The sequence below is a fragment of the Enterobacter sp. 296B2 genome (genome assembly GCF_034106185.1).
Lineage (GTDB): Bacteria > Pseudomonadota > Gammaproteobacteria > Enterobacterales > Enterobacteriaceae > Enterobacter > Enterobacter cloacae_N.
This window is the reverse complement of the sequence record NZ_JAWNCA010000004.1, coordinates 173,732-195,782: the sequence shown is the minus strand read 5'-3', so window position 1 is coordinate 195,782 and position 22,051 is coordinate 173,732. Positions and strand designations below refer to the sequence as shown.

Here is a 22,051-nt window from a genome sequence, read left to right as displayed (position 1 = left end):
TACTCCTCAAAACAGGAAATAGCGTTGCGCCATCGGCAGAACGTCGGCCGGTTCGCTGGTTATCAGTTCGCCGTCGACGCGCACCTCATAGGTTTGCGAGTCGACGGTGATGTTCGGCTGCAGGCCGTTGTGGATCATGTCCGCCTTTTTCACCGTCCGGCAGCCTTTCACTACCGCGGTGGCGCTCTGCAGGTTGAGCTGCTGCGGGATGCCGTTCGCACTGGCGGCCTGCGAGATAAACGTCAGCCGTGTGGCGTGGCGCGCGGCGCCCAGCGATCCAAACATCGGACGGTAATGCACCGGCTGCGGCGTAGGGATCGAGGCGTTGATATCACCCATTGGCGCACAGGCGATCATCCCGCCCTTGACGATGGTGGCGGGCTTGACGCCGAAGAACGCCGGGGACCAGACCACCAGATCCGCAAGCTTGCTCGCCTCAATCGAACCGACTTCGTGGGCGATGCCGTGGGTGAGCGCCGGGTTAATGGTGTACTTGGCGACATAGCGCTTCACGCGGAAGTTATCGTTCTCGCCCGTCTCTTCCGGCAGCGCGCCGCGCTGGACCTTCATGCGGTGCGCCACCTGCCAGGTGCGGATAATCACTTCCCCGACGCGGCCCATGGCCTGCGAATCTGACGAGGTGAGCGAGAACGCGCCGATGTCGTGCAGCACGTCTTCAGCGGCGATGGTTTCCCGGCGAATGCGCGATTCGGCAAACGCCACGTCCTCGGCGATATCCGGATCGAGGTGATGGCAGACCATCAGCATGTCGAGATGCTCGTCGATGGTGTTCACCGTGTAGGGCAGGGTCGGGTTGGTGGAGGAGGGCAGAATATTCGGGTGCGCGCAGGCGGTGATAATATCCGGCGCGTGACCGCCGCCCGCGCCTTCGGTGTGGAAGGTGTGGATGGTGCGCCCGGCGATAGCCGCCAGCGTGTCTTCGACAAACCCGGACTCGTTCAGCGTGTCGCTGTGCAGCGCCACCTGAATATCCATTTCTTCCGCGACTTCCAGCGAGCAGTTGATCGCCGCAGGCGTCGCGCCCCAGTCTTCGTGGATCTTCAGCCCGATGGCGCCCGCGGCAATCTGCTCGCGCAGGGCATCCGGGTTGGAGCCGTTACCTTTGCCGAGCAGGCCGATATTCACCGGCAGCGTATCGGCAGCCTGCAGCATGCGGGCGATATACCACGGCCCCGGTGTACAGGTGGTGGCGTTGGTGCCCGCCGCCGGTCCGGTGCCGCCGCCGATCATGGTGGTGACGCCGGAGACCAGCGCCTCTTCCGCCTGCTGTGGGCAGATCCAGTGGATGTGGGTGTCGATCCCGCCAGCAGTGACGATCTTCCCCTCGGCGGCAATCACTTCCGTTGCCGCGCCAATCGGGATCGTCACGCCAGGCTGAATGTCCGGGTTCCCGGCTTTACCGACGGCAAAGATCCTTCCGTTCTTCACGCCGATATCGGCCTTCACGATCCCCCAGTGATCGACGATCAGCGCATTGGTGAGAACCAGATCCACGCAGCCGTCCGCGGTCATCTGTCCCTGGCCCATGCCGTCGCGGATCACCTTCCCGCCGCCGAATTTGACCTCTTCGCCGTAGATCGTGAGATCGTCCTCCACTTCGATCCACAGCTCGCTGTCCGCAAGCCGGACCTTATCGCCGGTGGTGGGGCCGAACATGTCGGCATAGGCCTGGCGTGAAATGTCAGCCATGTTTCACCTCGCCCATCACCTCGCCGCGAAAGCCAAAAATGCGCTGCGCGCCCGTCACCTGAACCAGCGTCACTTCCCGCTTCTGGCCGGGTTCGAAGCGCACGGCAGTGCCCGCCGGGATGTTCAGCCGATAGCCTCTGGTGGTTTCCCGGTCAAACTTCAGCGCCGGGTTGACCTCGTAAAAGTGGTAGTGCGAGCCGACCTGGATCGGCCTGTCGCCGTGGTTTTCAACAATTACGCTTTGGGTTTCTCGCCCGACATTGATCGCAATAGTGCCGGGCTGGATCTGATATTCACCTGGGATCATCACGCGCTCCTTAGACGATCGGGTTGTGGACGGTGACGAGCTTGGAACCGTCCGGGAAGGTGGCTTCCACCTGAATATCCGGGATCATTTCCGGGACGCCCTCCATCACCTGATCGCGCCTCAGGACGTGGCGGCCCGCCTCCATCAGCGAGGCGACGGTTTCGCCATCGCGGGCGCCTTCCATAATGAAGGCGCTGATCAGCGCGACCGATTCCGGATAGTTGAGCTTTACCCCGCGCGCGAGGCGGCGTTCGGCAACCAGCGCGGCGGTGAACAGCAACAGCTTGTCTTTTTCTCTGGGAGTCAGTTCCATAACGTTTCTCTTATGTCTGCCAGATGCGCGGCGAACAGGCGGTTTTGGTTGTGAGAAGCGGGCGAAGCGACTGCCAGATGTCGCGCATCACCCGCTGGCAAATCAGGTTGTCGTGGGAGAGAAAACGCACCGACAGCAGGTCATCGGTAAGCGTTGCCCCGGCATAATTTTCCAGCGGGGCGAGCAGCGCGCGCACCGTGTCGAGATGTTCTTCCCGGGCCGGATAGAACAGCAGCGTGCCGATCCATGGATGTCCTGCGACGGGCGTGAGATCGCCGTTGCTAAGATGCTGGCGCTCAATCAGGCGCGGCTCGTCGTCGACCCAGATTTCAAGGCGGCTCTCCATCGTGCCGTGGCTGAAGGTCTCACCGATAACCGGGCGACCCAGACAGTACAGCTCCCACGCCAGCAGCGTGCTGGAGGCCTTCAGGTGAAAAACGGAGCGCAGCGCGGCGTTCGCGCCGGGGAAGATAATGGTGTCCTGCGGCAGCCACTCCAGCGTGGCGTCGTTATCAAGGTAAAAGTGCTGGCTCAGACGCGCCTGCGGGCCGCGGCTGCGGTAGAACTTGCTGGCGCCGGGCATGGTGATAAGCGCGTGGCTTTTGGCATCGAGCCGAACGGAAATGTCCAGCGTATCGCCCCCCACGACGCCGCCGGGCGGGTGCAGCAGGTAAAGGTGGCACGTTTCCCCTTCAGGGTAAAACGGCCGCTGAACCGTAAGCGGCCCGACGTGGTGAGCGGAGTGCAGGAGGGTTTTCTCAGGGGCGTGACAAAACTGCAGGGCAAGCGACGCCTGCCAGCCTTTATACGTATTATCAGTGACCTGAGCTGCTAACATGCTGCATCCATCTGCTCACCATCGGGGTCGTTTCAGTATGCCCTGGCGGAAATGAAGGCTGTCATATGAGTCGCTTATGGATAGAGGAAATAAAAAAGCACGGCCCGGGGCCGTGCTCAGCGTGAAGCATGACGATCCTATTTCAGGTGGTCATGCAATGCTGCACCTGCCTGCTCAAGGGCGACTTTAACCGTCGGCTCCTGGCTCAGCGGGTTAAGCAGGCCGTAGTCGTGGATCATGCCGTTATAGCGCGTGACGGTCACCGGGACGCCAGCTGCATCCAGTTTACGCCCGAATGCTTCACCTTCATCCCGCAGAACGTCCAGCTCAGCTGTCTGAATCAGCGTTTCCGGGAAGCCTTTCAACTGTGCACTCGTGGCGCGAAGCGGAGAGGCAAGGATATTGTTGCGATCGGCAGCGCTGGTGGTGTAGTTATCCCAGAACCATTTCATCATGTTTTTTGACAGGAAATAGCCATTTTCGAACTGGTTATACGAGGCAGTATCAAATTTCGCATCGGTAACCGGCCAGAGCATCACGTTGTAGCGAATCTTTGGCCCATTGAACTGTTTGGCCTGCAGCGCCACGGAAGCCACCATGTTGCCGCCCACGCTGTTACCCACCAGACCCAGACGGCTACCGTCCACGCCGATTTCCTGGCCGTGCTCGGCTACCCATTTTGTCGCCTCATAGGCCTGATTGATTGCTACCGGGAAATGGGCTTCAGGTGACGGAGTGTAATCGACGTAAACCGCAGCGGCGCCTGATGCGCGAACCAGATCGCGGATCAAGCGTTCGTGGGTTGGGTAATCACCCAGCACCCAACCGCCACCGTGGAAGAACATAAAGACGGGGAGCGCGCCGCTGGCGTTTTCAGGTTTCACTATTTTCAGTTTTATGGCCTGGCCATTTACCTGGATCGTTTTCTCAGAAACCTGAGCGGGCGGCAGTTTGGCACCTTGTTGTGCGCCGATCAGTACCTGGCGGGCCTCCTGCGGGGTCATCTGTTCCATCGGTTTCCCTTTGCCAGAGTTCAGGACATTAAGAAACGCCTGTACGCCTGCGGTCGGGGCCGGAGTATTGATGGTTTGGGCGGATGCCGCTGCTGACGCGAAGACGGAAGAAACGAGAATGGCGGTTAATGTTTTCATGGTGATACCTCTTTTAACGTATTTGATTAGACATATAAGTAGTGTGCTATTTAGTTGTTGATGTAATACTTGCGCACAAGATACTTTTGGTCAAACATTATTTATAATTTTTTTTAGACAACAGATTCAGGTTGATAGAAAAATGAAAGAAAACAAAACATTAGATGATTTGCTGTGTTTCTCGCTGTACTCGGTAACCAATGCCTTCGTGCGCCAGTACCGCCCCCTGCTGCAGGAGATGGATCTGACCTATCCGCAATTTGTTGTTTTGATGGCGCTTTATGAGAAAGACAACATCCCGCTTCGCGATCTCAGCGATAAGACCTATTTTGATTCAGGCACATTGACCCCGCTGGTTCAGAAGCTTGAGGCAAAGGGATTCCTCAACCGTATCGCGGTTGTGGGGGATGAAAGGATGAAAAATGTCGTACTGACCGATAAGGCGAAAGAACTAAAAAAACGGGTGATGGCGCTGCCGGACCAGATTCGCTGCAGCATGCGGATGAGTGATGATGAGCTTGAGATGCTAAAAAAACTCTCCCGGACGCTGCTCGACGATTTATAAAAACCCTTCGGTGGGGGTGAACCCACCGAAGCGATGTGTCGCTACCGGTAGTCCTCCGCATCCACGTCATAGCTGGACGGCTCCCAGCGGATCGCCAGCAGCGACGCCAGGCCGATAAACGGCGCCAGCGCAATCACCCAGAACACGGCAGTGTCGAGAGACGCAACCAGCAGCGGGAACAGGAACAGCGACAGCGTGGAGCTGCTGCGCATCAGCGTCTGGTTGAGGCCTACGCCCACGCCGCGCAGCGAGGTCGGGTAGCTCAGCGAGGCGAACGTCATGGTATGCGCGCCCGGGCCAAATCCCTGACCGAACAGGAACAGCGCCAGCATCGCGACGGCAAGCACGCCTTCAGAAGCGCCTTCAGGGCGGCCAATCAGCGCCAGGCCCAGCAGCGCCACAAGCTGGCAGGCGTAACCCGCCAGCGACATCCGCCAGGCACCGAAGCGCGGCACGTAGCGTACCGCCAGCAGTCCGCCGACGAAGGCAAACAGCAGGTTAAGCACCAGTGAAATGAGAATGGTGGTGAGCATCGACTGCACAAAGAAGCTGGAGATGATCACCGGCAGGCCAAACGCCACGGCGTTATAGGCAAACGACGAGACGACGGAAAGCAGCGTGGCGAGCGTCGTGCGGCGTAGGTATATGCCGCGGAACAGGTTCAGATAGTTCGACCATTTCGCTTTATTCACCACAGGTGCAGGCTGGCTGAGCGCATCCTGCGGCACGTGGGCATTGATGTTATAGGACTGGCGTAAAATCGACGCCGCCTCCTTCAGGTTGCCCTGATTCGCCGCCCAGACCGGAGATTCGCTCATATAGCGGCTGCGGATGGCGATAATCACCAGCGCGGGCACCGCGCCAAAGCCGAGAATCAAACGCCACAGCCAGTCGCTGTGGCTTTCCGGCAGCGCGGCGTAGAAGAACAGCACCAACAGGTAGGAGACGCTGATGGCGGCATACCAGGTGGGGCACCACATCGCGACGCTGGAGGCCTTATTTCCCGGGCCTTTCAGCCTGGCGAACTCACTCAGGAACGCCATCGCCACGGGAAGATCGATCCCCACGCCGAGCCCCATCACGAAGCGGGCGCCCGCGAGCACATATTCGTTCGGGGCCAGCGCGCAGGCGATGGCTGCCACTACGAAGAACACCATATCAGCCATAAAAACGCGGTAGCGCCCGATTTTATCCGTGAGGTAACCGCCGAGCAGCGCCCCGACGATAGCGCCAAAGGTAATGGCCGAAGCCACCATACCGGTACCGGCGGGCGTCAGGTTAAATTCGCGGGTGATGTCTTTAATGCCGAACGCCAGCGCGCCCAGATCGTAGGCGTCGAGGAAAATCCCGCCCAGCGCGATACCCACCACAATACGGGCGTTGGCCCGGCCCTGTGAGCCGTCATTAACGAGACGGGATACATCCGATGCACTGCGCACCCACTGAATGTCGCCGTCAGAGGGGATCCCTGCCGTTGAAAGGGGAGTTGAATCTGTGATTTCTGCCATTTTTCTTTTTGTGTGGTTGTGTTGTGTCTCTAACAGTTACCACAGGCAGAAGGTGACCAAAATCACATTTGGTTATAAGGCATAACGAACGCTTTATTTAGCGTCTTTCTTCTTGCGCTTGAGCTTAGTCCAGATCTTGGTTTCCTGACGACGCCACAGGCGCTGAATATTGTCGTGATGGCGCAGCAGGATCAGGCAGGAGAGCATTGACACCGGGAAGGTGAACTGGGGTTTGAACCACCAGACATAGAACGGAGCGATCAGCGCGCTGACGATAGCGCCCAGCGACGAGTAGCCGCTCAGAAGAATGGTGAGCAGCCACGTCCCGGCCATTACGCCGGTGAGATCCCAGCCGATAGGTGCAATCGCACCGAAGGCCGTCGCAACGCCTTTTCCGCCTTTAAAACCAAAGAAAACGGGCCAGATATGGCCGACGCAGGCGGCGATGGCGATAAGACCGAGCCAGAAAGGCGTAACGCCCAGCGCATAGGCGCCCCAGACGGGTAGCATCCCTTTCAGAACATCAAAAATCAAAACCGCTACGGCTGCTCCCTTGCCGCCAATTCGAAGCACGTTGGTCGCTCCCGGATTCCCGGAACCACTTTCACGCGGGTCAGGTAACCCGGCAATGCGGCAGACCAGAATGGCGCTGGAGATTGAGCCGCAAAGATAGGCGAGGAGGATCATTCCAGGCGCGATTGCACTCATAACGCTGTTCCGTTTTGAAAATGTATCTGTATTCTCAGCATCTGTGGATAATACGCATAATTCGCCGGAAGTGGTATCCGGTTTAGCCAAAAAGCAGGCAGGTCGTGATGGATATTGTATTTATAGAGCAACTTTCGGTAATCACCACAATTGGTGTTTACGACTGGGAACAGACCATCGAGCAGAAACTGGTGTTCGATATCGAAATGGGATGGGATAACCGCAAATCGGCAAAAAGCGATGACGTGAATGACTGTCTGAGCTATGCCGACATCAGCGAAGCGGTCATCGGCCACGTGGAAGGACAACGTTTTGCGCTGGTGGAACGCGTGGCGGAGGAGGTGGCGGAACTGCTGCTGACCAAATTCAACTCACCGTGGGTACGCATCAAGCTGAGCAAGCCGGGTGCGGTCGCGCGCGCGGCCAATGTGGGCGTGATTATCGAGCGTGGCACAAATCTGAAAGGGAAGATTTAACGTCATAATTGCTAAACCATTTTAGGTTATATCGGTCTTAAGGCTGTATCTTTCACGGTTGTCCGCGTGGACACCGTTTTTTATATCTTTTTTAGGGGTTTATAGATGAGCGATATGCACTCGCTGCTGGTGGCGGCAATACTGGGTGTGGTCGAAGGATTGACGGAGTTTTTGCCGGTTTCCAGTACGGGCCATATGATTATCGTTGGCCATCTGCTGGGCTTTGAAGGCGATACCGCAAAGACGTTTGAGGTGGTGATTCAGCTGGGCTCGATTCTGGCGGTGGTGGTGATGTTCTGGCGCCGTCTGTTTGGCCTGATCGGCATTCATTTTGGCCGGCTGCCGCATCGCGAAGGTGAGGGCAAAGGCCGCCTGACGCTGATTCATATCCTGCTCGGGATGGTCCCGGCGGTGGTGCTGGGGCTGGTATTCCACGACATCATTAAATCGCTGTTTAACCCGATTAACGTCATGTACGCGCTGGTGGTGGGCGGCTTCCTGCTGATTGCCGCGGAAGTGCTGAAGCCAAAAACCCCGCGTGCGGAAGGTCTGGACGATATGACCTATCGCCAGGCGTTTATGATTGGCTGCTTCCAGTGTCTGGCGCTGTGGCCGGGCTTCTCCCGTTCAGGTGCGACCATTTCAGGCGGGATGCTGATGGGCGTAAGCCGTTACGCGGCTTCCGAGTTTTCGTTCCTGCTGGCGGTGCCGATGATGATGGGCGCCACCGTGCTTGATGTCTATAAAAGCTATCACTTCCTGACGGCTGGCGACATTCCGATGTTCGCCGTCGGCTTTATCACCGCGTTTATCGTGGCGCTGATCGCCATCAAAACCTTCCTGCAGCTGATTAAGCGTATCTCGTTCATTCCGTTCGCGATCTACCGCTTTATCGTCGCCGCTGCGGTGTACGTGGTCTTCTTCTGATGACGGGTTGCCCTCACTCTTTCGGCTGAGGGCAACGTTTTTCCTTCCACGCCGCTACTGCATCAATCCGGCGTTTCGTCAGCTCCTCGCGGATCTCCGGGCCTTTAAACCCTGCCTCAACCACATTTTTCGTTGGCACCGCTTTTGCGACTTCCCACGCTTCGCGCAGCAAACGCCCCTGCGGGTAATCGGACGCTTCAAACCCGGTACGGCCGCGAACGTCGGCTTCACTGGTCAACGCAATCTGCTCGACGCGCTGCGGCTTGCGCCAGGCGTCGATATTATCGAAAAGCTTCACGATGGTGGCGGGCTTCAGGATCGGGAAGGTGTGGATCAGGTCATGGAACTCGGCCACCAGTTTCGCCAGGTCACGGATCTCGTTCGGCACGCGCAGGCGCAGACATAGTCCCTCGACCAGCTTCACTCCTGCCGGGCCGTGACCATGGTGGCGTGGCCAGAACTCTTTCGGCGTTAAGCCTTTGCCGAGATCGTGGCACAGGGTGGAAAAACGCACGTCCACGTCAGGGCTGAGCATGGCGGCCATGCTCAGGGTCATCAGCGTGTGCACGCCGGTATCAATTTCCGGGTGCCATTTCGCCGGCGCGGGGACGCCAAACAGCGCGTCGATTTCCGGGAACAGCACCTTCAGCGCGCCGCAGTCGCGCAGGACCTGGAAAAAGACCTGCGGGTTGCGGGTGGTGAGGGCATTTTCCGTCTCTTTCCAGACGCGCTCCGGCGTCAGGTGTTCCAGTTCTCCCGCCTCGGTCATGGCCGTCATCAACGCCATCGTCTCATCGGCAATACGGAAGCTCAGATGGGCGTAACGCGCGGCAAAACGCGCCACGCGCAGAACGCGGAGCGGATCTTCAGAAAATGCCGGGGAGACGTGACGCAAAAGACGGTCGCGCAGGTCATCCTGCCCGCCGTAGGCGTCAATGATATGGCCGTTTTCGTCCTGGGCCAGGGCGTTAATGGTGAGATCGCGGCGAAGCAAATCCTGCTCGAGCGTCACATCCGGCGCGGCGTAGCAGGTGAAGCCCGTATAGCCGGAACCGGATTTCCGCTCGGTACGCGCCAGGGCGTACTCTTCCCGGCTTTTCGGGTGCAGAAACACGGGAAAATCGCGGCCTACCTGCTGGTAGCCCGCGTCGAGCATCTCTTCCGGGGTGGCACCCACCACCACCCAGTCTTTATCTTTGACCGGCAGACCTAACAACGCATCACGTACCGCACCACCGACCAGATAACTCTTCACGCCCAACACTCCCGTTTTCTCTTTTCGCAAGATAATACGTAAGTCTGGCAGAGAAGACGAATTAGTTCATCCAGCGGTCTTTACGCTTACGGCTTGGGATCAGATGCGGCAGGACCAGGCCCAGCACCAGACCTACGCCCAGTACGCCGCCGCCATACATAAACCACTGCATGATAATGGTGCGCTGTTTGTCATCAAGCTGCAGGTTCGCGGCGTTCACTTTTTTCTGCGCGACGATCAACTCGTTTTTGAGCTTTTGATTCTCTTCTTTAAGACCGTTGATCACGCCGTCGCTCTGCGCCACTTTCTGCTGCATTTCGGCGGTGCGCTGGTTCCAGGTCCCGTCGATGTTGTTCAGCTTGTCGGTCAGCGTCTTCACCTGGTTTTCCAGGTCCGGCACGCGGGTGCGCAGGCTTGGCACGGTGCTCAGCTCTTTCATCGGGATCCAGGAGGTACGGCCGGAACTGTCGCGAACCTGACCGTAATTGGTCTCCGCGTTGGTCTGTAACAGGGTGACTTCCTCGCCGGCATTCACCGTACCCACGAGGCGATAATTATCTCCGGGGCCACTGCGTACCCAGGTGTTCAGTTCGTCAGAAACGTAACGCTTCTCTTCAGCGTGCACTGCGGTTGCGGCGCTAAAAGCGAGTAAAGTAAGTCCAATCAGGCGTAATTTAAGCATCATTAGTCGTTATTTTCATAAAAAGTGGAACGATAGTAGTGGCAACAGTGTCTCTACGCAAAGCATTCGTCAGCAATCAGAATCATCTGTGTCACGACTCTACACATTTACGCCCGACAAATTGCTCATTGCATGGCAATTTGGCGCAAAATACTATGTACTGACAAACAAATGGCGAGGAAGTTCGCCCTCATTGACGCGTCTGTGACGCCCGCAAAAGTACAAGGCTATGGCTCAGGAAATCGAATTAAAATTTATCGTCGAAAAAGACAGCGTTGACGCGCTCCGTCAGCATCTGAATACGCTCTCCGGCGAGCACCATGAACCCGTACAGTTGCTCAACATCTACTACGAAACGCCGGACAACTGGCTGCGCAACCACGATATGGGGCTGCGCATCCGCGGCGCACACGGGCGCTACGAGATGACGATGAAAATCGCCGGCCGCGTGGTCGGCGGTTTGCATCAGCGCCCGGAATATAATATCGACATCAGTAAGCCAGAACTTGAGCTGGAACGTTTCCCGGCGGAAGTCTGGCCGGAAGGCGAACTGCCCGCCACGCTGGCAACACAGGTGCAGCCGCTGTTCAGCACCGATTTCGCTCGCGAGAAATGGCTGGTGACGGAAGGCAAGAGCCGCATTGAGATCGCGCTGGATTTAGGCGAGGTGAAGGCGGGTGAGAGCCTGGAACCGATCTGTGAGCTGGAGCTGGAACTTCTGGAAGGGGAGGCGAGCGACGTGCTGAAGCTGGCGCGTAAGCTGGTAAGTCAGCCGGGGTTACGTCAGGGCAGCCTGAGCAAAGCGGCGCGCGGCTACCACCTGGCTGCCCGAAATGCGCCACGCGTGCTGCGAGAGACCCCTATTCTGCGCGTCGTGCCGAAAGCCAGCATTGAACAGGGCATGGAAGCGGCGCTGGAGCTGGCGCTCTATCAGTGGCAGTACCACGAGGAGCTGTGGGCGCGTAACGTGAAAAATGCCAAAAAACAGGTGCTGGCCGCTATTGGCCTGGTGCGTCATACCCTGACGCTGTTTGGCGGTATCGTACCGCGTAAAGCAAGCGCTCACTTACGCGATCTGCTGACCCAAACCGAGACGCTGCTGCTTTCCGACGTATCGGCGCAAACCGCGCTTTACAGCCCGCAAAATGCCGCGGCAAAACTGGCGTTGACCGAATTTCTGGTGACGCGCGGCTGGCGCACCTTCCTGGATGCAAAAGCGCAGACCAAAATCGCGGATAACTTCAAACGCTTCGCGGATATCCATCTTTCCCGCCACGCCGCCGAGTTGAGAACCACCTTCGCACACCCGCTGGGCGACCAGTATGGCGATCAGCTTCCCCGTCTGGCGCGTAACATCGACAGTATGTTGCTGCTGTCCGGTGCGTATGAGGGCGTGAAGGCGCAGGCCTGGCTGGAGAACTGGCAGGGACTTAAGCATGCCATTGAGACCCGTCAGCAGATTGAGATCGAGCATTTCCGCAACGAGGCCATTTCGCAGGATCCGTACTGGCTGCACAGCGGAAAACGTTAATTCTGGCAAGGAACCCCTGATATGCCGCTTTCTTCGCAGTTACAGCAGCACTGGCAGACCGTTTGCGAACGTCTGCCCGAGTCGTTACCCGCGTCATCGTTAAGCGAGCAGGCGAAAAGCGTGCTCACGTTCAGTGATTTTGTGCAGGAAAGCGTCAGCGCTAACCCGGAATGGCTGGCGGAGCTTGAAAGCGCGCCGCCGCAGGCTGACGAGTGGCGGCATTATACCAGCTGGCTGCAAACCGCGCTGGCAGATGTAACGGATGAGGCCATGCTGATGCGCCTTCTGCGTCAGTTCCGCCGCCGGGTAATGGTGCGCATTGCCTGGGCGCAGGCGCTGGAGCTGGTGAGCGAAGAGAGCACCTTGCAGCAGCTGAGCGAGCTGGCGCAGACGCTGATCGTCGCCGCGCGGGACTGGCTCTACGCTGCCTGCTGTAAAGAATGGGGCACGCCGTGTAGCGAAGAAGGGGGGCCGCAACCGCTGTTAATTCTGGGAATGGGCAAGCTGGGTGGCTGCGAGCTGAACTTCTCCTCCGACATCGATCTGATCTTTGCCTGGCCGGAGAACGGCTCCACGCGCGGCGGGCGTCGCGAGCTGGACAACGCCCAGTTCTTTACCCGCCTTGGTCAGCGTCTGATTAAGGCGCTGGACCAGCCGACGCAGGACGGCTTCGTCTACCGTGTGGACATGCGCCTGCGCCCGTTTGGCGACAGCGGTCCGCTGGTGCTGAGCTTCGCCGCGCTGGAAGATTATTACCAGGAGCAGGGACGCGACTGGGAACGTTACGCGATGGTCAAAGCGCGGATCATGGGCGACAGCGACGACGCTTACGCCAACGAGCTGCGTGCCATGCTGCGCCCGTTTGTTTTCCGCCGCTACATCGACTTCAGCGTGATCCAGTCTCTGCGAAATATGAAAGGGATGATCGCCCGCGAGGTGCGCCGCCGTGGGCTGAAGGACAATATCAAGCTTGGCGCGGGCGGCATCCGCGAAATCGAATTTATCGTTCAGGTCTTCCAGCTGATCCGCGGCGGGCGCGAGCCGTCGCTGCAGTCCCGCTCGCTGCTGCCGACGCTGAGCGCCATTGAGCAACTGCACCTGCTGCCGGACGGCGACGCGCAAACCCTGCGCGAGGCCTATCTGTTCCTGCGCCGTCTGGAAAACCTGCTGCAGAGCATCAACGACGAACAGACCCAGACCCTGCCGGGCGATGACCTTAACCGGGCGCGTCTGGCCTGGGGTATGCGCGTGGACGACTGGTCAACGTTGACCGAACGGCTGGATGCCCATATGGCAGGCGTGCGCCGCATCTTTAACGATCTGATCGGCGACGACGAAAGTGAATCGCCGGACGATGCGCTCTCCGAGCACTGGCGCGAACTGTGGCAGGACGCGCTTCAGGAAGATGACACCACGCCGGTGCTGGCGCACTTAAGCGACGATGCCCGCCATCGCGTGGTGGCCTTAATTGCCGATTTCCGTCTGGAGCTGAACAAGCGCGCGATCGGCCCGCGCGGTCGTCAGGTGCTGGATCATCTGATGCCGCACCTGCTGAGCGAGGTCTGCTCGCGTGAGGACGCGCCGGTGCCGCTGTCGCGCATGATGCCGCTGCTGAGCGGGATTATCACGCGCACCACCTATCTTGAGCTGCTGAGCGAATTTCCGGGAGCGCTGAAGCATCTGATTTCCCTCTGCGCCGCGTCGCCGATGGTGGCCAACAAGCTGGCGCGCTACCCGCTGCTGCTGGATGAACTGCTCGACCCGAACACGCTGTATCAGCCAACGGCGACGGACGCCTACCGGGACGAGCTGCGCCAGTATCTGCTGCGCGTGCCGGAAGAGGACGAAGAGCAACAACTGGAGGCGCTGCGTCAGTTTAAGCAGGCCCAGATGCTGCGCGTTGCAGCGGCGGACATCGCCGGTACGCTGCCGGTGATGAAAGTGAGCGATCACTTAACCTGGCTGGCGGAAGCGATTATTGATGCGGTTGTCCATCAGGCGTGGGTGCAGATGGTGGCGCGCTACGGCCAGCCGAAACACCTTGCTGACCGTAAGGGGCGAGGGTTTGCGGTGGTTGGTTACGGCAAGCTGGGCGGCTGGGAGCTGGGCTATAGCTCCGATCTGGATTTAATTTTCCTGCACGACTGCCCGGCGGACGTGATGACCGACGGCGAGCGCGAGATTGACGGGCGTCAGTTCTATCTGCGCCTGGCCCAGCGCATCATGCACCTGTTCAGCACCCGCACCTCGTCGGGGATTCTGTATGAAGTGGATGCGCGCCTGCGCCCGTCCGGCGCGGCGGGTATGCTGGTAACCTCAACGGACGCGTTTGCCGATTATCAGAAGAATGAAGCCTGGACGTGGGAGCATCAGGCGCTGGTGCGCGCTCGCGTGGTCTATGGCGATCCGCAGCTCAAAACGCAGTTTGACGTCATCCGCAAGGAAGTTATGACCACCATGCGTGATGGCAGCACGCTGCAAACGGAAGTGCGCGAAATGCGCGAGAAAATGCGCGCGCACCTCGGGAATAAACACCGCGATCGCTTTGATATTAAAGCCGATGAGGGCGGGATTACCGATATTGAGTTTATCACTCAGTACCTGGTGCTGCTGCACGCCCACGACAAGCCGAAGCTGACGCGCTGGTCCGATAATGTGCGCATTCTGGAGCTGCTGGCGCAAAACGACATCATGGACGAGCAGGAGGCCCAGGCCTTAACCCGTGCCTACACCACGCTGCGCGATGAGCTTCATCACCTGGCATTGCAGGAGCAGCCGGGGCACGTGGCGCTGGACAGTTTTGCTCATGAACGTGCTCAGGTAACGGCCAGCTGGCAGAAGTGGCTGGTGGAACCGTGCGTAACAAATCAAGTGTGATATTATCGCGCGCAAATTGTGAATCTTTCTGGAGTCAGGAATGAAAGTAACACTGCCAGAGTTTGAACGTGCTGGAGTAATGGTTGTTGGGGATGTGATGCTGGATCGCTACTGGTATGGGCCTACCAGCCGCATATCCCCGGAAGCACCGGTGCCGGTGGTTAAGGTCGACACCATTGAAGAACGTCCCGGCGGCGCGGCAAACGTGGCGATGAACATTGCCTCTCTGGGCGCGCACTCGCGTCTGGTGGGCCTGACCGGCATCGACGATGCGGCGCGCGCGCTGAGCAAGTCGCTGGCGGACGTGAACGTGAAGTGCGACTTCGTTTCTGTTCCGACCCACCCAACGATTACGAAACTGCGCGTGCTGTCGCGCAACCAGCAGCTGATCCGACTCGATTTTGAAGAAGGCTTTGAAGGCGTCGACCCTGAACCGCTGCACGAGCGTATCAACCAGGCGCTGGGTAATATCGGCGCGCTGGTGCTGTCCGACTACGCCAAAGGTGCGCTGGCGAGCGTGCAGACGATGATTCAGCTGGCGCGTAAAGCCAGCGTGCCGGTGCTGATCGACCCGAAAGGGACCGACTTTGAGCGCTATCGCGGCGCGACGCTGCTGACGCCAAACCTCTCCGAGTTTGAGGCGGTGGCGGGCAAGTGTAAAACGGAAGACGAACTGGTTGAGCGCGGCATGAAGATCATTGCTGACTTCGAGCTCTCTGCGCTGCTGGTGACCCGCTCCGAGCAGGGGATGACGCTGCTGCAGCCGGGCAAGGCGCCGCTGCATATGCCAACCCAGGCGCAGGAAGTGTACGACGTGACCGGTGCCGGCGATACGGTGATCGGCGTGCTGGCGGCGACGCTGGCAGCGGGTAACTCCCTGGAAGAGGCATGCTACTTCGCTAACGCCGCGGCGGGCGTGGTGGTGGGGAAACTGGGTACCTCAACCGTTTCGCCAATCGAACTGGAAAACGCGGTGCGCGGCCGCGCCGACACCGGTTTTGGCGTCATGACCGAAGACGAGCTGAAGGTGGCCGTTGCCGCCGCGCGCAAGCGTGGTGAAAAAGTGGTGATGACCAACGGCGTGTTTGACATTCTGCACGCGGGCCACGTGTCGTATCTGGCGAACGCGCGCAAGCTGGGCGACCGCCTGATTGTGGCGGTCAACAGCGATGCGTCGACGAAGCGCCTGAAGGGCGAAACGCGTCCGGTGAACCCGCTGGAGCAGCGTATGATCGTGCTCGGCGCGCTGGAAGCGGTGGACTGGGTCGTGTCGTTTGAAGAAGACACCCCGCAGCGCCTGATTGCCGGCATTCTGCCGGACCTGCTGGTAAAAGGCGGGGATTACAAGCCGGAGCAAATCGCGGGCAGCGAAGATGTCTGGGCCAACGGCGGTGAAGTGATGGTGCTCAACTTTGAGGACGGGTGCTCAACCACCAACATCATCAAGAAGATCCAGAAAGACAGTCAGTAAAAAACGGGCCTGTTGGCCCGTTCGTTTTTCACCCTCTCCCTGTGGGAGAGGGCTGGGGTGAGGGCATTAGGCCGCACTTACTCCTGGTCGTCCACCGGTGGAATAGCCGGTGCTGGCTTCACTTCTTCCGGTGCATTACGGTTTTCCAGCTCGGTCAGACGCTGTTCCAGCAGCGCCAGCTTCTCGCGGGTGCGCAGCAGAACCTGGGTCTGCACGTCAAACTCTTCGCGGCTGACTAAATCAAGGCGAACCAGCTGCGCCTGCAGCGTCTGGCGGATTTTCTTTTCTACGTCATCACCAAATTCACGAATGCCTTTCGGCATGGACTCATGAACCTGACGCGCGATCTGCTCAATTTTTTTCGGGTCAATCATAATGGCTTCCCTTGATAAGTCGGTGTTGATGAACATTGTAGCGCGTCATGACCCAGGATAAAGCAGATTTGTTTGAAGCTTATGCATTGCCCAGGTTAATCAATAGCGTTATAGTTATCTCGCTTATTCTCAGGGCGGGGCGAAATTCCCCACCGGCGGTAAATCAGCGTCATGCTGAAAGCCCGCGAGCGCTTTGAGTGAATTCTCAAAGGTCAGCAGATCCGGTGTAATTCCGGGGCCGACGGTTAGAGTCCGGATGGGAGAGAGTAACGATCCAGTCGGGCATGGCCCGCTCACGTTATTTTTTTGCCGCTTGTACGGCGCTCCTAAGACTGCCCTGATTCTGGTAACCATAAAGTTAATGAGGTTTTTTTACCATGAATCAGACGCTACTTTCCTCTTTTGGCACTTCAATTCAACGTGTTGAACATGCACTGGATGCACTGCGCGAAGGCCGCGGTGTGATGGTGCTTGACGATGAAAACCGTGAAAACGAAGGCGACATGATTTTTGCCGCCGAAAACATGACCGTTGAGCAGATGGCGCTGACCATCCGTCACGGCAGCGGCATCGTATGCCTGTGTATTACCGAAGACCGCCGCCAGCAGCTCGATCTGCCGATGATGGTTGAAAACAACACCAGCGCCTTCGGAACCGGTTTTACCGTGACCATTGAAGCGGCCCATGGCGTGACTACCGGTGTGTCGGCGGCTGACCGTCTGACGACCGTGCGTGCAGCGATTGCCGATGACGCAAAACCATCCGATCTCCACCGTCCAGGCCACGTCTTCCCGCTGCGTGCGCAGCCGGGCGGCGTGCTGACCCGTGGTGGCCACACCGAAGCGACCATCGATCTGGTGACGCTGGCTGGCTTCAAACCGGCTGGCGTGCTGTGCGAACTCACCAATGATGACGGCACCATGGCGCGCGCGCCGGAGTGCATCACCTTTGCACGTCTGCACAACATGCCGGTGGTGACGATTGAAGATCTGGTGGAGTACCGCCAGGCGCACGAGCGCAAAGCCAGCTGAAGTTGCTGATGTGAAAAAGCCGGGGAAACCCGGCTTTTTTGTTGCTAGTGATAGTTAATTTTGAATAACACCACGGTTTCGAAAGGACCGGACTGGATAGCTTTTCCTTCTACTGGAGACAGCTCTGCGGTGTAATCCTGCTGATATTGCAGCGTGCTGCCCGTAAAATCGGCATATTCTTCATAGTGGTTAAAGGTGTAGGGCTGAGTTCCGTTGAGTATTCTCAACTGCAAGCCATTCCCAATAAGTAATGCCGTGTCCTCAGCGGTGAGCGATTCCGTAGTATAGAACGACGAATCCATTTTGAACCCATCTGAACATTGTGCATCCTGCACCTTCGTCGTCTTCACCGAAAAGGTTCGTCTACGCGTCTGCTGATTCACAATATCGCGCGCGCTGAAGGTGCCAAAATCGATCTCCTGATTCTCCGGGAAAATACTGAACGTCGCCCCACAATCCAGCACGGTAATGTTTTGCAGACCGTTGATGTGATATTTGAGGTTTTTCGCGTCCGACATCTGGTTCACGCCACCTTTTCCGTCAAACTGGACAACGATGTAATCGCCCAGGGAGCTGACGTAGCCGTGGGGCGGCATCGCTTTGATTTTGACGTATAAGCGCAGGCGAGCAACAAAGGTGCGCGAGGTATGGATATCGTCCGGGTTACCGGAGCAGATCAGGTTTTCCCAGCCCATCTGCCGGATCTGCGCCGGGGTATAAATCGTGATGTTTTGGTTGTCCAGACACTGGCGGGTATCGACGCCGTTAGGCTGGCCTGTTGCATCGTAATCCATCCCTTCATAGGTCACGCCCAGTTCATAATAGGGATCCGATGCGGCAGGATAAGGGTTTACCCAGGCGAAGATATCTTCTTGTTCAAAACCGCCGACAACGTTGTGGTTGCACGTCACCGGAATTTTGATGTCATCTGATTCCCAAATTTTTTCGCCCACCTGCGCATTGCTGGGAATGGCGAACGGCGAGATGGTTTTGGTCTCCTCAACGGGACCGCCGGAGCTGCCCAGATAGCAGTCCAGTGCCAGCGCCTCTTTTAACGGCAGTGCAGAAACCAGCAAAATAAACAGGACATTAGCGAGATTTCGCATCTTTTTCGATCTTCCGTTCGGTAAGTTTGCACTGCGCTGTACCCGCGCACTGCACGTCGACTTTTTTCAACGCACCGTAATCGTCGATATAGCCGATGCTGTAATAATTACCGTGGTAGTCACCGGTAGAGGTTGTTGCCGTTGCGAAAGGTGCAAGCATCAGGCTGTCAAAGCCCGGCAGCATGGTTTTGGCATTCTTACTGAGCCAGGCCAGGGTGATGTAGTACGGCGTCGGGTTATGTATAGTCAGCCCTTTCGCGGTGGCTGAAATTTCCATCCGCATTTCTGCCTGCTCGCCGGGCTTTTTGGTAATTGCTTTAGGACGCCAGAACAGTTTGATCCTGCTCTGCATCGCCACCTGCATGACGCTGCGCTCTTCGCTTGCGCTGGTGCTTTTTGGCGGCACTTCGCGCAGGTTGAAATAGAACAGGGATTCCCTGTCTTTTGGCAACTGGCCGGTGGCCGCTTGCTTAACGATCCTGACCTGCGACGCGGAGCCCGCTTCAATGCGTTGAATCGGAGGCAGCGCCATGAAGTGCGTATCCTCCTTGCGGCCTTTCTCATCTTCAATCCAGGAGAGCGCCAGATAGGGCAGCGCTTTGCTCTGGTTTTCTATCTTCAGGCTGCTGGCCTTGTCGCTTTCCGGGAAGACAATGCGCGTGCGGTCCAGGTTAACGGCTGCGTGGCTGGCAAATGCGGTGCCGATAAGCATCAGGCACAGGTTTTTAAGTAGGGTGAATTTCATCATGATTTCTTACTGACATGGCAGTATCAACTGCATACTGTTTTCGAGTTGTGAAGGTAACGCGAAGCGACACTGCTGATTGTCCCCCCACGTTACGCGGAACTGCTGTTCTGGCTCTACGGCGCCCAGCCAGACGTGGCCATCATCGGCGACCATTCCAATCTGTCGATCGTTATCCAGCAGGCGAACAATCGCCCCCAGCGGCGGCGTGCCGGACGGCGTACGTAAGATGCCTGTAATATCGTTGCCTGCGCGGGTTGCAATTTGACGGTACCCGATGGCGCCCTCTGTCCAGGTTGAAGTCACGACGCGGGTGTCCACGTCTACGCCGTCGGGCAGATTGTTCATATTGACCTGCACGCTGGAGGGCGAATAGCTGGAAATGGACGGTAAAACGCCAATGCCAAAGCGGTTGGTTTCATCCCGCGACATGTTCAGCGGGATGTTGCCTACGCCGTCGGTACTGACCATCACGCGCGGCTCGTTACCGTAGCTGCGACGATGCAGCGCAGCACCTTTGGCCGTTGAGGTGAAGGAGCCATTCCAGCTGGCACTCAGGGAATTGTATTCATTAGCCTTATAACTCCCGGAGAGATTCAGGTCGCCATATGGAGAATAATGTTGATAGTTACCGCTCACCTGCGCGCCGGCATCTGATTTCTCGCTCTCGGTACCTGCGGAAACACCCCAGGTATTGTTGCGGTCTGATGTGTCATACCACGAAACGTTCTGGCTCAAACTGTCGCCGTTACGCAGGTCGTAATTCAGACGATGATCGGGGTCGAGCGGTACGCTCAGTGAGAGGTAGAACTGCGTATCGTCGTCTTCGTCTTCATAGTGCGTTTTACTCCACGACATGGTGACGCCCAGGTTTTTCCAGCGACCGATGTCAAAGTTATAGCCTGCTGTCACGCTGCCCGTTGTGGAGGGGGTGTCATTCCACCAGGTTTGACGCAGCATGTTGACATAGAGGTTGAGCGATAGCGCTGAAATGTACTGGCTTGCCGTCACGCTGAGCGTCTGTTTTTCTGACTGGCGGTCATTATTGTCATCATCCAGAAAACGGGCGTAGCTGAGAAACTGCGGGTCTGAGTAGCGATAGCTGGCGAGCGTAAGCTGGCTGCCGGTGGTATCGAAACGTTTACTGTAGTTAAAGCGGTAGCTGTAACCTGTCTGGCTATTCTGATTGGGCAACCGGCTGGTCGCCTGTGTCACGTCAAAAGAGAGGGCGCCCAGGTACTCCATATTTTGTCCGATCCCGGCGGCAACGGACCGGTAACGATCGCCATCGGCGAGCGAACCGCCATAAAGGGAGGTTTGTGACAGCATACCCCAGGAGAATTCACCGCTCATAAAGGCGTTATCTTCAACGTCATGAGACGCGTCTTTTCGCGCTTTTCCGGTCGCCAGCTTATAGCGAACCTGACCTTTACGCGTTAAAAACGGCACCGATTCTGCCGAGACCTGGAAGGTGCTGACGCGCCCATCCTCTTCCGTCACCTTGACGTCCAGCGTGCCCTGCACCGACTGGTTAAGATCCTGAATAACAAACGGTCCCGGTGGAACTTTACTTTGATAGATCACACGATCGGCCAGGCTGACCGTGACCGTCGCGTTGGTTTGCGCAATCCCGGTAATTTGTGGCGCGTAACCCCGCAGGGACCATGGTAGCATGCGTTCATCGCTGATCAGGGAGGCGCCGGTATAGGTAAACGCATCAAAAATGGCAGACTGAAAATCCGTTTCGCCAAGGGTCAACTTCGCCCCGAGTGAAGGCAAGGGGCGGAACATGTAAACACGGGAAAAACGTCCGTCATGTTCAGAGCCGGCGTCGGTATGCGTTTGTGTGTACTGATAATCGCTGCGCAACCGCCATGGACCCATATTGGCACCGGCGGTCCCGTAGGTGTTGGCGTTATCCGAGGCCGATCCGTTTTTGGGCTGGTAATGGCTGGCGAACAGGTTGTAATCCAGCAATACGCCAGGTACGCCGTTATCCCATGTGGAGGGAGGCATCCAGTCAGCGGCACGGTACTGCAGCCATGCCTGCGGAACGGTAACTTTTAACGTTTGGGTTGCTTGCTCAAACGTAAAGGTAATATCGGGCCGGGAGGTGAAATCAATGCATCCGTCTTTTTCGGGTAAAGCGTTACGAATATCATCTTTTAGCGCAAAGGTATCAGCCAGTTCAGACGGAATACATACCTGTACTGAATCATTAAACGCTTTCCAGTTAAGCTGCCATCCGTTCGCCAGTGGAACGTCATTAATAGAAACGGTAACAAAATAGCTTCCGGGGATGACGGCTATTTCATCTTTAAAAAGAGAAAGATCGACGCTGCCTCGCTGGTCTTTATCAATAGCATTGATATTAAACTCAGTGGCGCAGGTGCATTTCGTCATTAACAGGGACGCAATGATGATTGTTTTTTGTAATTTATATGTCATCATCCTGTTACTCAAAATAATGTTGCGG

Annotated in this window: 20 protein-coding genes and 1 riboswitch; of the genes, 7 read left to right on the top strand and 13 right to left on the bottom strand. The window is 57.5% G+C overall.

The features are described from left to right. Window positions 1-6: 6 nt before the first annotated feature. The 5 genes from ureC to URZ40_RS04880 form a co-directional block, all read right to left on the bottom strand. Complete coding sequence (ureC, locus tag URZ40_RS04900) at window positions 7-1,710, bottom strand: urease subunit alpha (RefSeq protein WP_320719914.1); 1,704 nt, start codon at window positions 1,708-1,710, stop codon at window positions 7-9. Next, a complete protein-coding gene (locus URZ40_RS04895) occupies window positions 1,703-2,017 on the bottom strand; it encodes an urease subunit beta (RefSeq protein ID WP_320719913.1) in 315 nt (104 codons plus the stop codon). Before URZ40_RS04895 ends, ureC begins: the two co-directional genes overlap by 8 nt. A 10-nt stretch (window positions 2,018-2,027) precedes the next feature. Then, window positions 2,028-2,330 carry an urease subunit gamma gene (locus URZ40_RS04890; RefSeq protein ID WP_006811999.1) on the bottom strand — a complete coding sequence of 101 codons (303 nt, stop codon included), beginning with the start codon at window positions 2,328-2,330 and terminating at the stop codon, window positions 2,028-2,030. Between the two features lie 10 nt (window positions 2,331-2,340). After that, window positions 2,341-3,168 (bottom strand): urease accessory protein UreD, encoded by an 828-nt coding sequence (locus URZ40_RS04885; RefSeq protein WP_320719912.1) that lies wholly within the window; start codon window positions 3,166-3,168, stop codon window positions 2,341-2,343. A gap of 137 nt (window positions 3,169-3,305) precedes the next feature. Next, window positions 3,306-4,319 carry an alpha/beta hydrolase gene (locus tag URZ40_RS04880; RefSeq protein ID WP_320719911.1) on the bottom strand — a complete coding sequence of 338 codons (1,014 nt, stop codon included), beginning with the start codon at window positions 4,317-4,319 and terminating at the stop codon, window positions 3,306-3,308. A 142-nt stretch (window positions 4,320-4,461) separates the two neighbouring features. On the opposite strand from URZ40_RS04880, the gene URZ40_RS04875 reads away from it, so the two are divergent. Continuing rightward, window positions 4,462-4,884 carry a transcriptional regulator, SarA/Rot family gene (locus tag URZ40_RS04875; RefSeq protein WP_320719910.1) on the top strand — a complete coding sequence of 141 codons (423 nt, stop codon included), beginning with the start codon at window positions 4,462-4,464 and terminating at the stop codon, window positions 4,882-4,884. A gap of 41 nt (window positions 4,885-4,925) precedes the next feature. Here URZ40_RS04875 and URZ40_RS04870 read toward each other — a convergent pair whose 3' ends face one another. Together URZ40_RS04870 and plsY are read right to left on the bottom strand one after the other, a co-directional pair. Beyond that, window positions 4,926-6,392: an MFS transporter gene (locus tag URZ40_RS04870; protein WP_320719909.1), complete on the bottom strand. Its 1,467-nt coding sequence runs from the start codon at window positions 6,390-6,392 to the stop codon at window positions 4,926-4,928. A gap of 93 nt (window positions 6,393-6,485) precedes the next feature. Beyond that, window positions 6,486-7,100: a glycerol-3-phosphate 1-O-acyltransferase PlsY gene (plsY, locus tag URZ40_RS04865; RefSeq protein WP_061097029.1), complete on the bottom strand. Its 615-nt coding sequence runs from the start codon at window positions 7,098-7,100 to the stop codon at window positions 6,486-6,488. 107 nt (window positions 7,101-7,207) lie between these two features. Between plsY and folB the strand changes: the two genes are divergently transcribed. Together folB and bacA are read left to right on the top strand one after the other, a co-directional pair. Then, entirely contained in the window at window positions 7,208-7,576 is a 369-nt protein-coding gene (folB, locus tag URZ40_RS04860) for a bifunctional dihydroneopterin aldolase/7,8-dihydroneopterin epimerase (RefSeq protein ID WP_116342110.1), read from the top strand. 105 nt (window positions 7,577-7,681) lie between these two features. Continuing rightward, window positions 7,682-8,503 carry an undecaprenyl-diphosphate phosphatase gene (gene bacA / locus URZ40_RS04855; protein ID WP_320719906.1) on the top strand — a complete coding sequence of 274 codons (822 nt, stop codon included), beginning with the start codon at window positions 7,682-7,684 and terminating at the stop codon, window positions 8,501-8,503. Between the two features lie 13 nt (window positions 8,504-8,516). Here the strand turns inward: bacA and URZ40_RS04850 are convergent, their stop codons facing one another. Continuing rightward, window positions 8,517-9,758 carry a multifunctional CCA addition/repair protein gene (locus URZ40_RS04850; protein WP_320719904.1) on the bottom strand — a complete coding sequence of 414 codons (1,242 nt, stop codon included), beginning with the start codon at window positions 9,756-9,758 and terminating at the stop codon, window positions 8,517-8,519. A 61-nt stretch (window positions 9,759-9,819) separates the two neighbouring features. Further along, entirely contained in the window at window positions 9,820-10,440 is a 621-nt protein-coding gene (locus tag URZ40_RS04845; protein WP_028014457.1) for a TIGR04211 family SH3 domain-containing protein, read from the bottom strand. 229 nt (window positions 10,441-10,669) lie between these two features. Here URZ40_RS04845 and URZ40_RS04840 point away from each other — a divergent pair, with 229 nt between their 5' ends. The 3 genes from URZ40_RS04840 to hldE are packed head-to-tail and all read left to right on the top strand — an operon-like array spanning window position 10,670 to window position 16,319. Further along, window positions 10,670-11,971 carry an inorganic triphosphatase gene (locus URZ40_RS04840; protein WP_320719902.1) on the top strand — a complete coding sequence of 434 codons (1,302 nt, stop codon included), beginning with the start codon at window positions 10,670-10,672 and terminating at the stop codon, window positions 11,969-11,971. A 21-nt stretch (window positions 11,972-11,992) separates the two neighbouring features. Further along, window positions 11,993-14,848 (top strand): bifunctional [glutamate--ammonia ligase]-adenylyl-L-tyrosine phosphorylase/[glutamate--ammonia-ligase] adenylyltransferase, encoded by a 2,856-nt coding sequence (gene glnE / locus URZ40_RS04835; protein ID WP_320719901.1) that lies wholly within the window; start codon window positions 11,993-11,995, stop codon window positions 14,846-14,848. A 40-nt stretch (window positions 14,849-14,888) separates the two neighbouring features. Then, a complete protein-coding gene (gene hldE / locus URZ40_RS04830) occupies window positions 14,889-16,319 on the top strand; it encodes a bifunctional D-glycero-beta-D-manno-heptose-7-phosphate kinase/D-glycero-beta-D-manno-heptose 1-phosphate adenylyltransferase HldE (RefSeq protein ID WP_320719899.1) in 1,431 nt (476 codons plus the stop codon). Between the two features lie 77 nt (window positions 16,320-16,396). Here hldE and ubiK read toward each other — a convergent pair whose 3' ends face one another. After that, window positions 16,397-16,693: a ubiquinone biosynthesis accessory factor UbiK gene (gene ubiK / locus URZ40_RS04825; RefSeq protein ID WP_014071796.1), complete on the bottom strand. Its 297-nt coding sequence runs from the start codon at window positions 16,691-16,693 to the stop codon at window positions 16,397-16,399. A gap of 121 nt (window positions 16,694-16,814) precedes the next feature. Beyond that, window positions 16,815-16,965, top strand: a riboswitch (FMN riboswitch). A gap of 105 nt (window positions 16,966-17,070) precedes the next feature. Here ubiK and ribB point away from each other — a divergent pair. After that, window positions 17,071-17,724: a 3,4-dihydroxy-2-butanone-4-phosphate synthase gene (ribB, locus tag URZ40_RS04820; RefSeq protein ID WP_116342096.1), complete on the top strand. Its 654-nt coding sequence runs from the start codon at window positions 17,071-17,073 to the stop codon at window positions 17,722-17,724. A gap of 44 nt (window positions 17,725-17,768) precedes the next feature. Here ribB and URZ40_RS04815 read toward each other — a convergent pair whose 3' ends face one another. Genes URZ40_RS04815 through URZ40_RS04805 form a run of 3 tightly spaced genes read right to left on the bottom strand, consistent with a single transcriptional unit; the run spans window position 17,769 to window position 22,026 of the window. Then, window positions 17,769-18,830 carry a fimbrial protein gene (locus URZ40_RS04815; protein WP_302220309.1) on the bottom strand — a complete coding sequence of 354 codons (1,062 nt, stop codon included), beginning with the start codon at window positions 18,828-18,830 and terminating at the stop codon, window positions 17,769-17,771. Further along, window positions 18,814-19,575, bottom strand: coding sequence for a molecular chaperone (locus tag URZ40_RS04810; protein WP_320719949.1), 762 nt, complete (start codon window positions 19,573-19,575; stop codon window positions 18,814-18,816). Before URZ40_RS04810 ends, URZ40_RS04815 begins: the two co-directional genes overlap by 17 nt. A gap of 9 nt (window positions 19,576-19,584) precedes the next feature. Next, window positions 19,585-22,026, bottom strand: a complete 2,442-nt coding sequence (locus URZ40_RS04805; RefSeq protein ID WP_407065508.1) for a fimbria/pilus outer membrane usher protein — start codon at window positions 22,024-22,026, stop codon at window positions 19,585-19,587. Window positions 22,027-22,051: the final 25 nt, after the last annotated feature.

Bases quoted from the DNA above. Each gene is read 5' to 3' on its own strand.
- ureC (WP_320719914.1), bottom strand. From the start codon at position 1,710: ATGGCTGACATTTCACGCCAGGCCTATGCCGACATGTTCGGCCCCACC.
- URZ40_RS04895 (WP_320719913.1), bottom strand. From the start codon at position 2,017: ATGATCCCAGGTGAATATCAGATCCAGCCCGGCACTATTGCGATCAAT.
- URZ40_RS04890 (WP_006811999.1), bottom strand. From the start codon at position 2,330: ATGGAACTGACTCCCAGAGAAAAAGACAAGCTGTTGCTGTTCACCGCC.
- URZ40_RS04885 (WP_320719912.1), bottom strand. From the start codon at position 3,168: ATGTTAGCAGCTCAGGTCACTGATAATACGTATAAAGGCTGGCAGGCG.
- URZ40_RS04880 (WP_320719911.1), bottom strand. From the start codon at position 4,319: ATGAAAACATTAACCGCCATTCTCGTTTCTTCCGTCTTCGCGTCAGCA.
- URZ40_RS04875 (WP_320719910.1), top strand. From the start codon at position 4,462: ATGAAAGAAAACAAAACATTAGATGATTTGCTGTGTTTCTCGCTGTAC.
- URZ40_RS04870 (WP_320719909.1), bottom strand. From the start codon at position 6,392: ATGGCAGAAATCACAGATTCAACTCCCCTTTCAACGGCAGGGATCCCC.
- plsY (WP_061097029.1), bottom strand. From the start codon at position 7,100: ATGAGTGCAATCGCGCCTGGAATGATCCTCCTCGCCTATCTTTGCGGC.
- folB (WP_116342110.1), top strand. From the start codon at position 7,208: ATGGATATTGTATTTATAGAGCAACTTTCGGTAATCACCACAATTGGT.
- bacA (WP_320719906.1), top strand. From the start codon at position 7,682: ATGAGCGATATGCACTCGCTGCTGGTGGCGGCAATACTGGGTGTGGTC.
- URZ40_RS04845 (WP_028014457.1), bottom strand. From the start codon at position 10,440: ATGCTTAAATTACGCCTGATTGGACTTACTTTACTCGCTTTTAGCGCC.
- URZ40_RS04840 (WP_320719902.1), top strand. From the start codon at position 10,670: ATGGCTCAGGAAATCGAATTAAAATTTATCGTCGAAAAAGACAGCGTT.
- glnE (WP_320719901.1), top strand. From the start codon at position 11,993: ATGCCGCTTTCTTCGCAGTTACAGCAGCACTGGCAGACCGTTTGCGAA.
- hldE (WP_320719899.1), top strand. From the start codon at position 14,889: ATGAAAGTAACACTGCCAGAGTTTGAACGTGCTGGAGTAATGGTTGTT.
- ubiK (WP_014071796.1), bottom strand. From the start codon at position 16,693: ATGATTGACCCGAAAAAAATTGAGCAGATCGCGCGTCAGGTTCATGAG.
- ribB (WP_116342096.1), top strand. From the start codon at position 17,071: ATGAATCAGACGCTACTTTCCTCTTTTGGCACTTCAATTCAACGTGTT.
- URZ40_RS04815 (WP_302220309.1), bottom strand. From the start codon at position 18,830: ATGCGAAATCTCGCTAATGTCCTGTTTATTTTGCTGGTTTCTGCACTG.
- URZ40_RS04810 (WP_320719949.1), bottom strand. From the start codon at position 19,575: ATGAAATTCACCCTACTTAAAAACCTGTGCCTGATGCTTATCGGCACC.
- URZ40_RS04805 (WP_407065508.1), bottom strand. From the start codon at position 22,026: ATGATGACATATAAATTACAAAAAACAATCATCATTGCGTCCCTGTTA.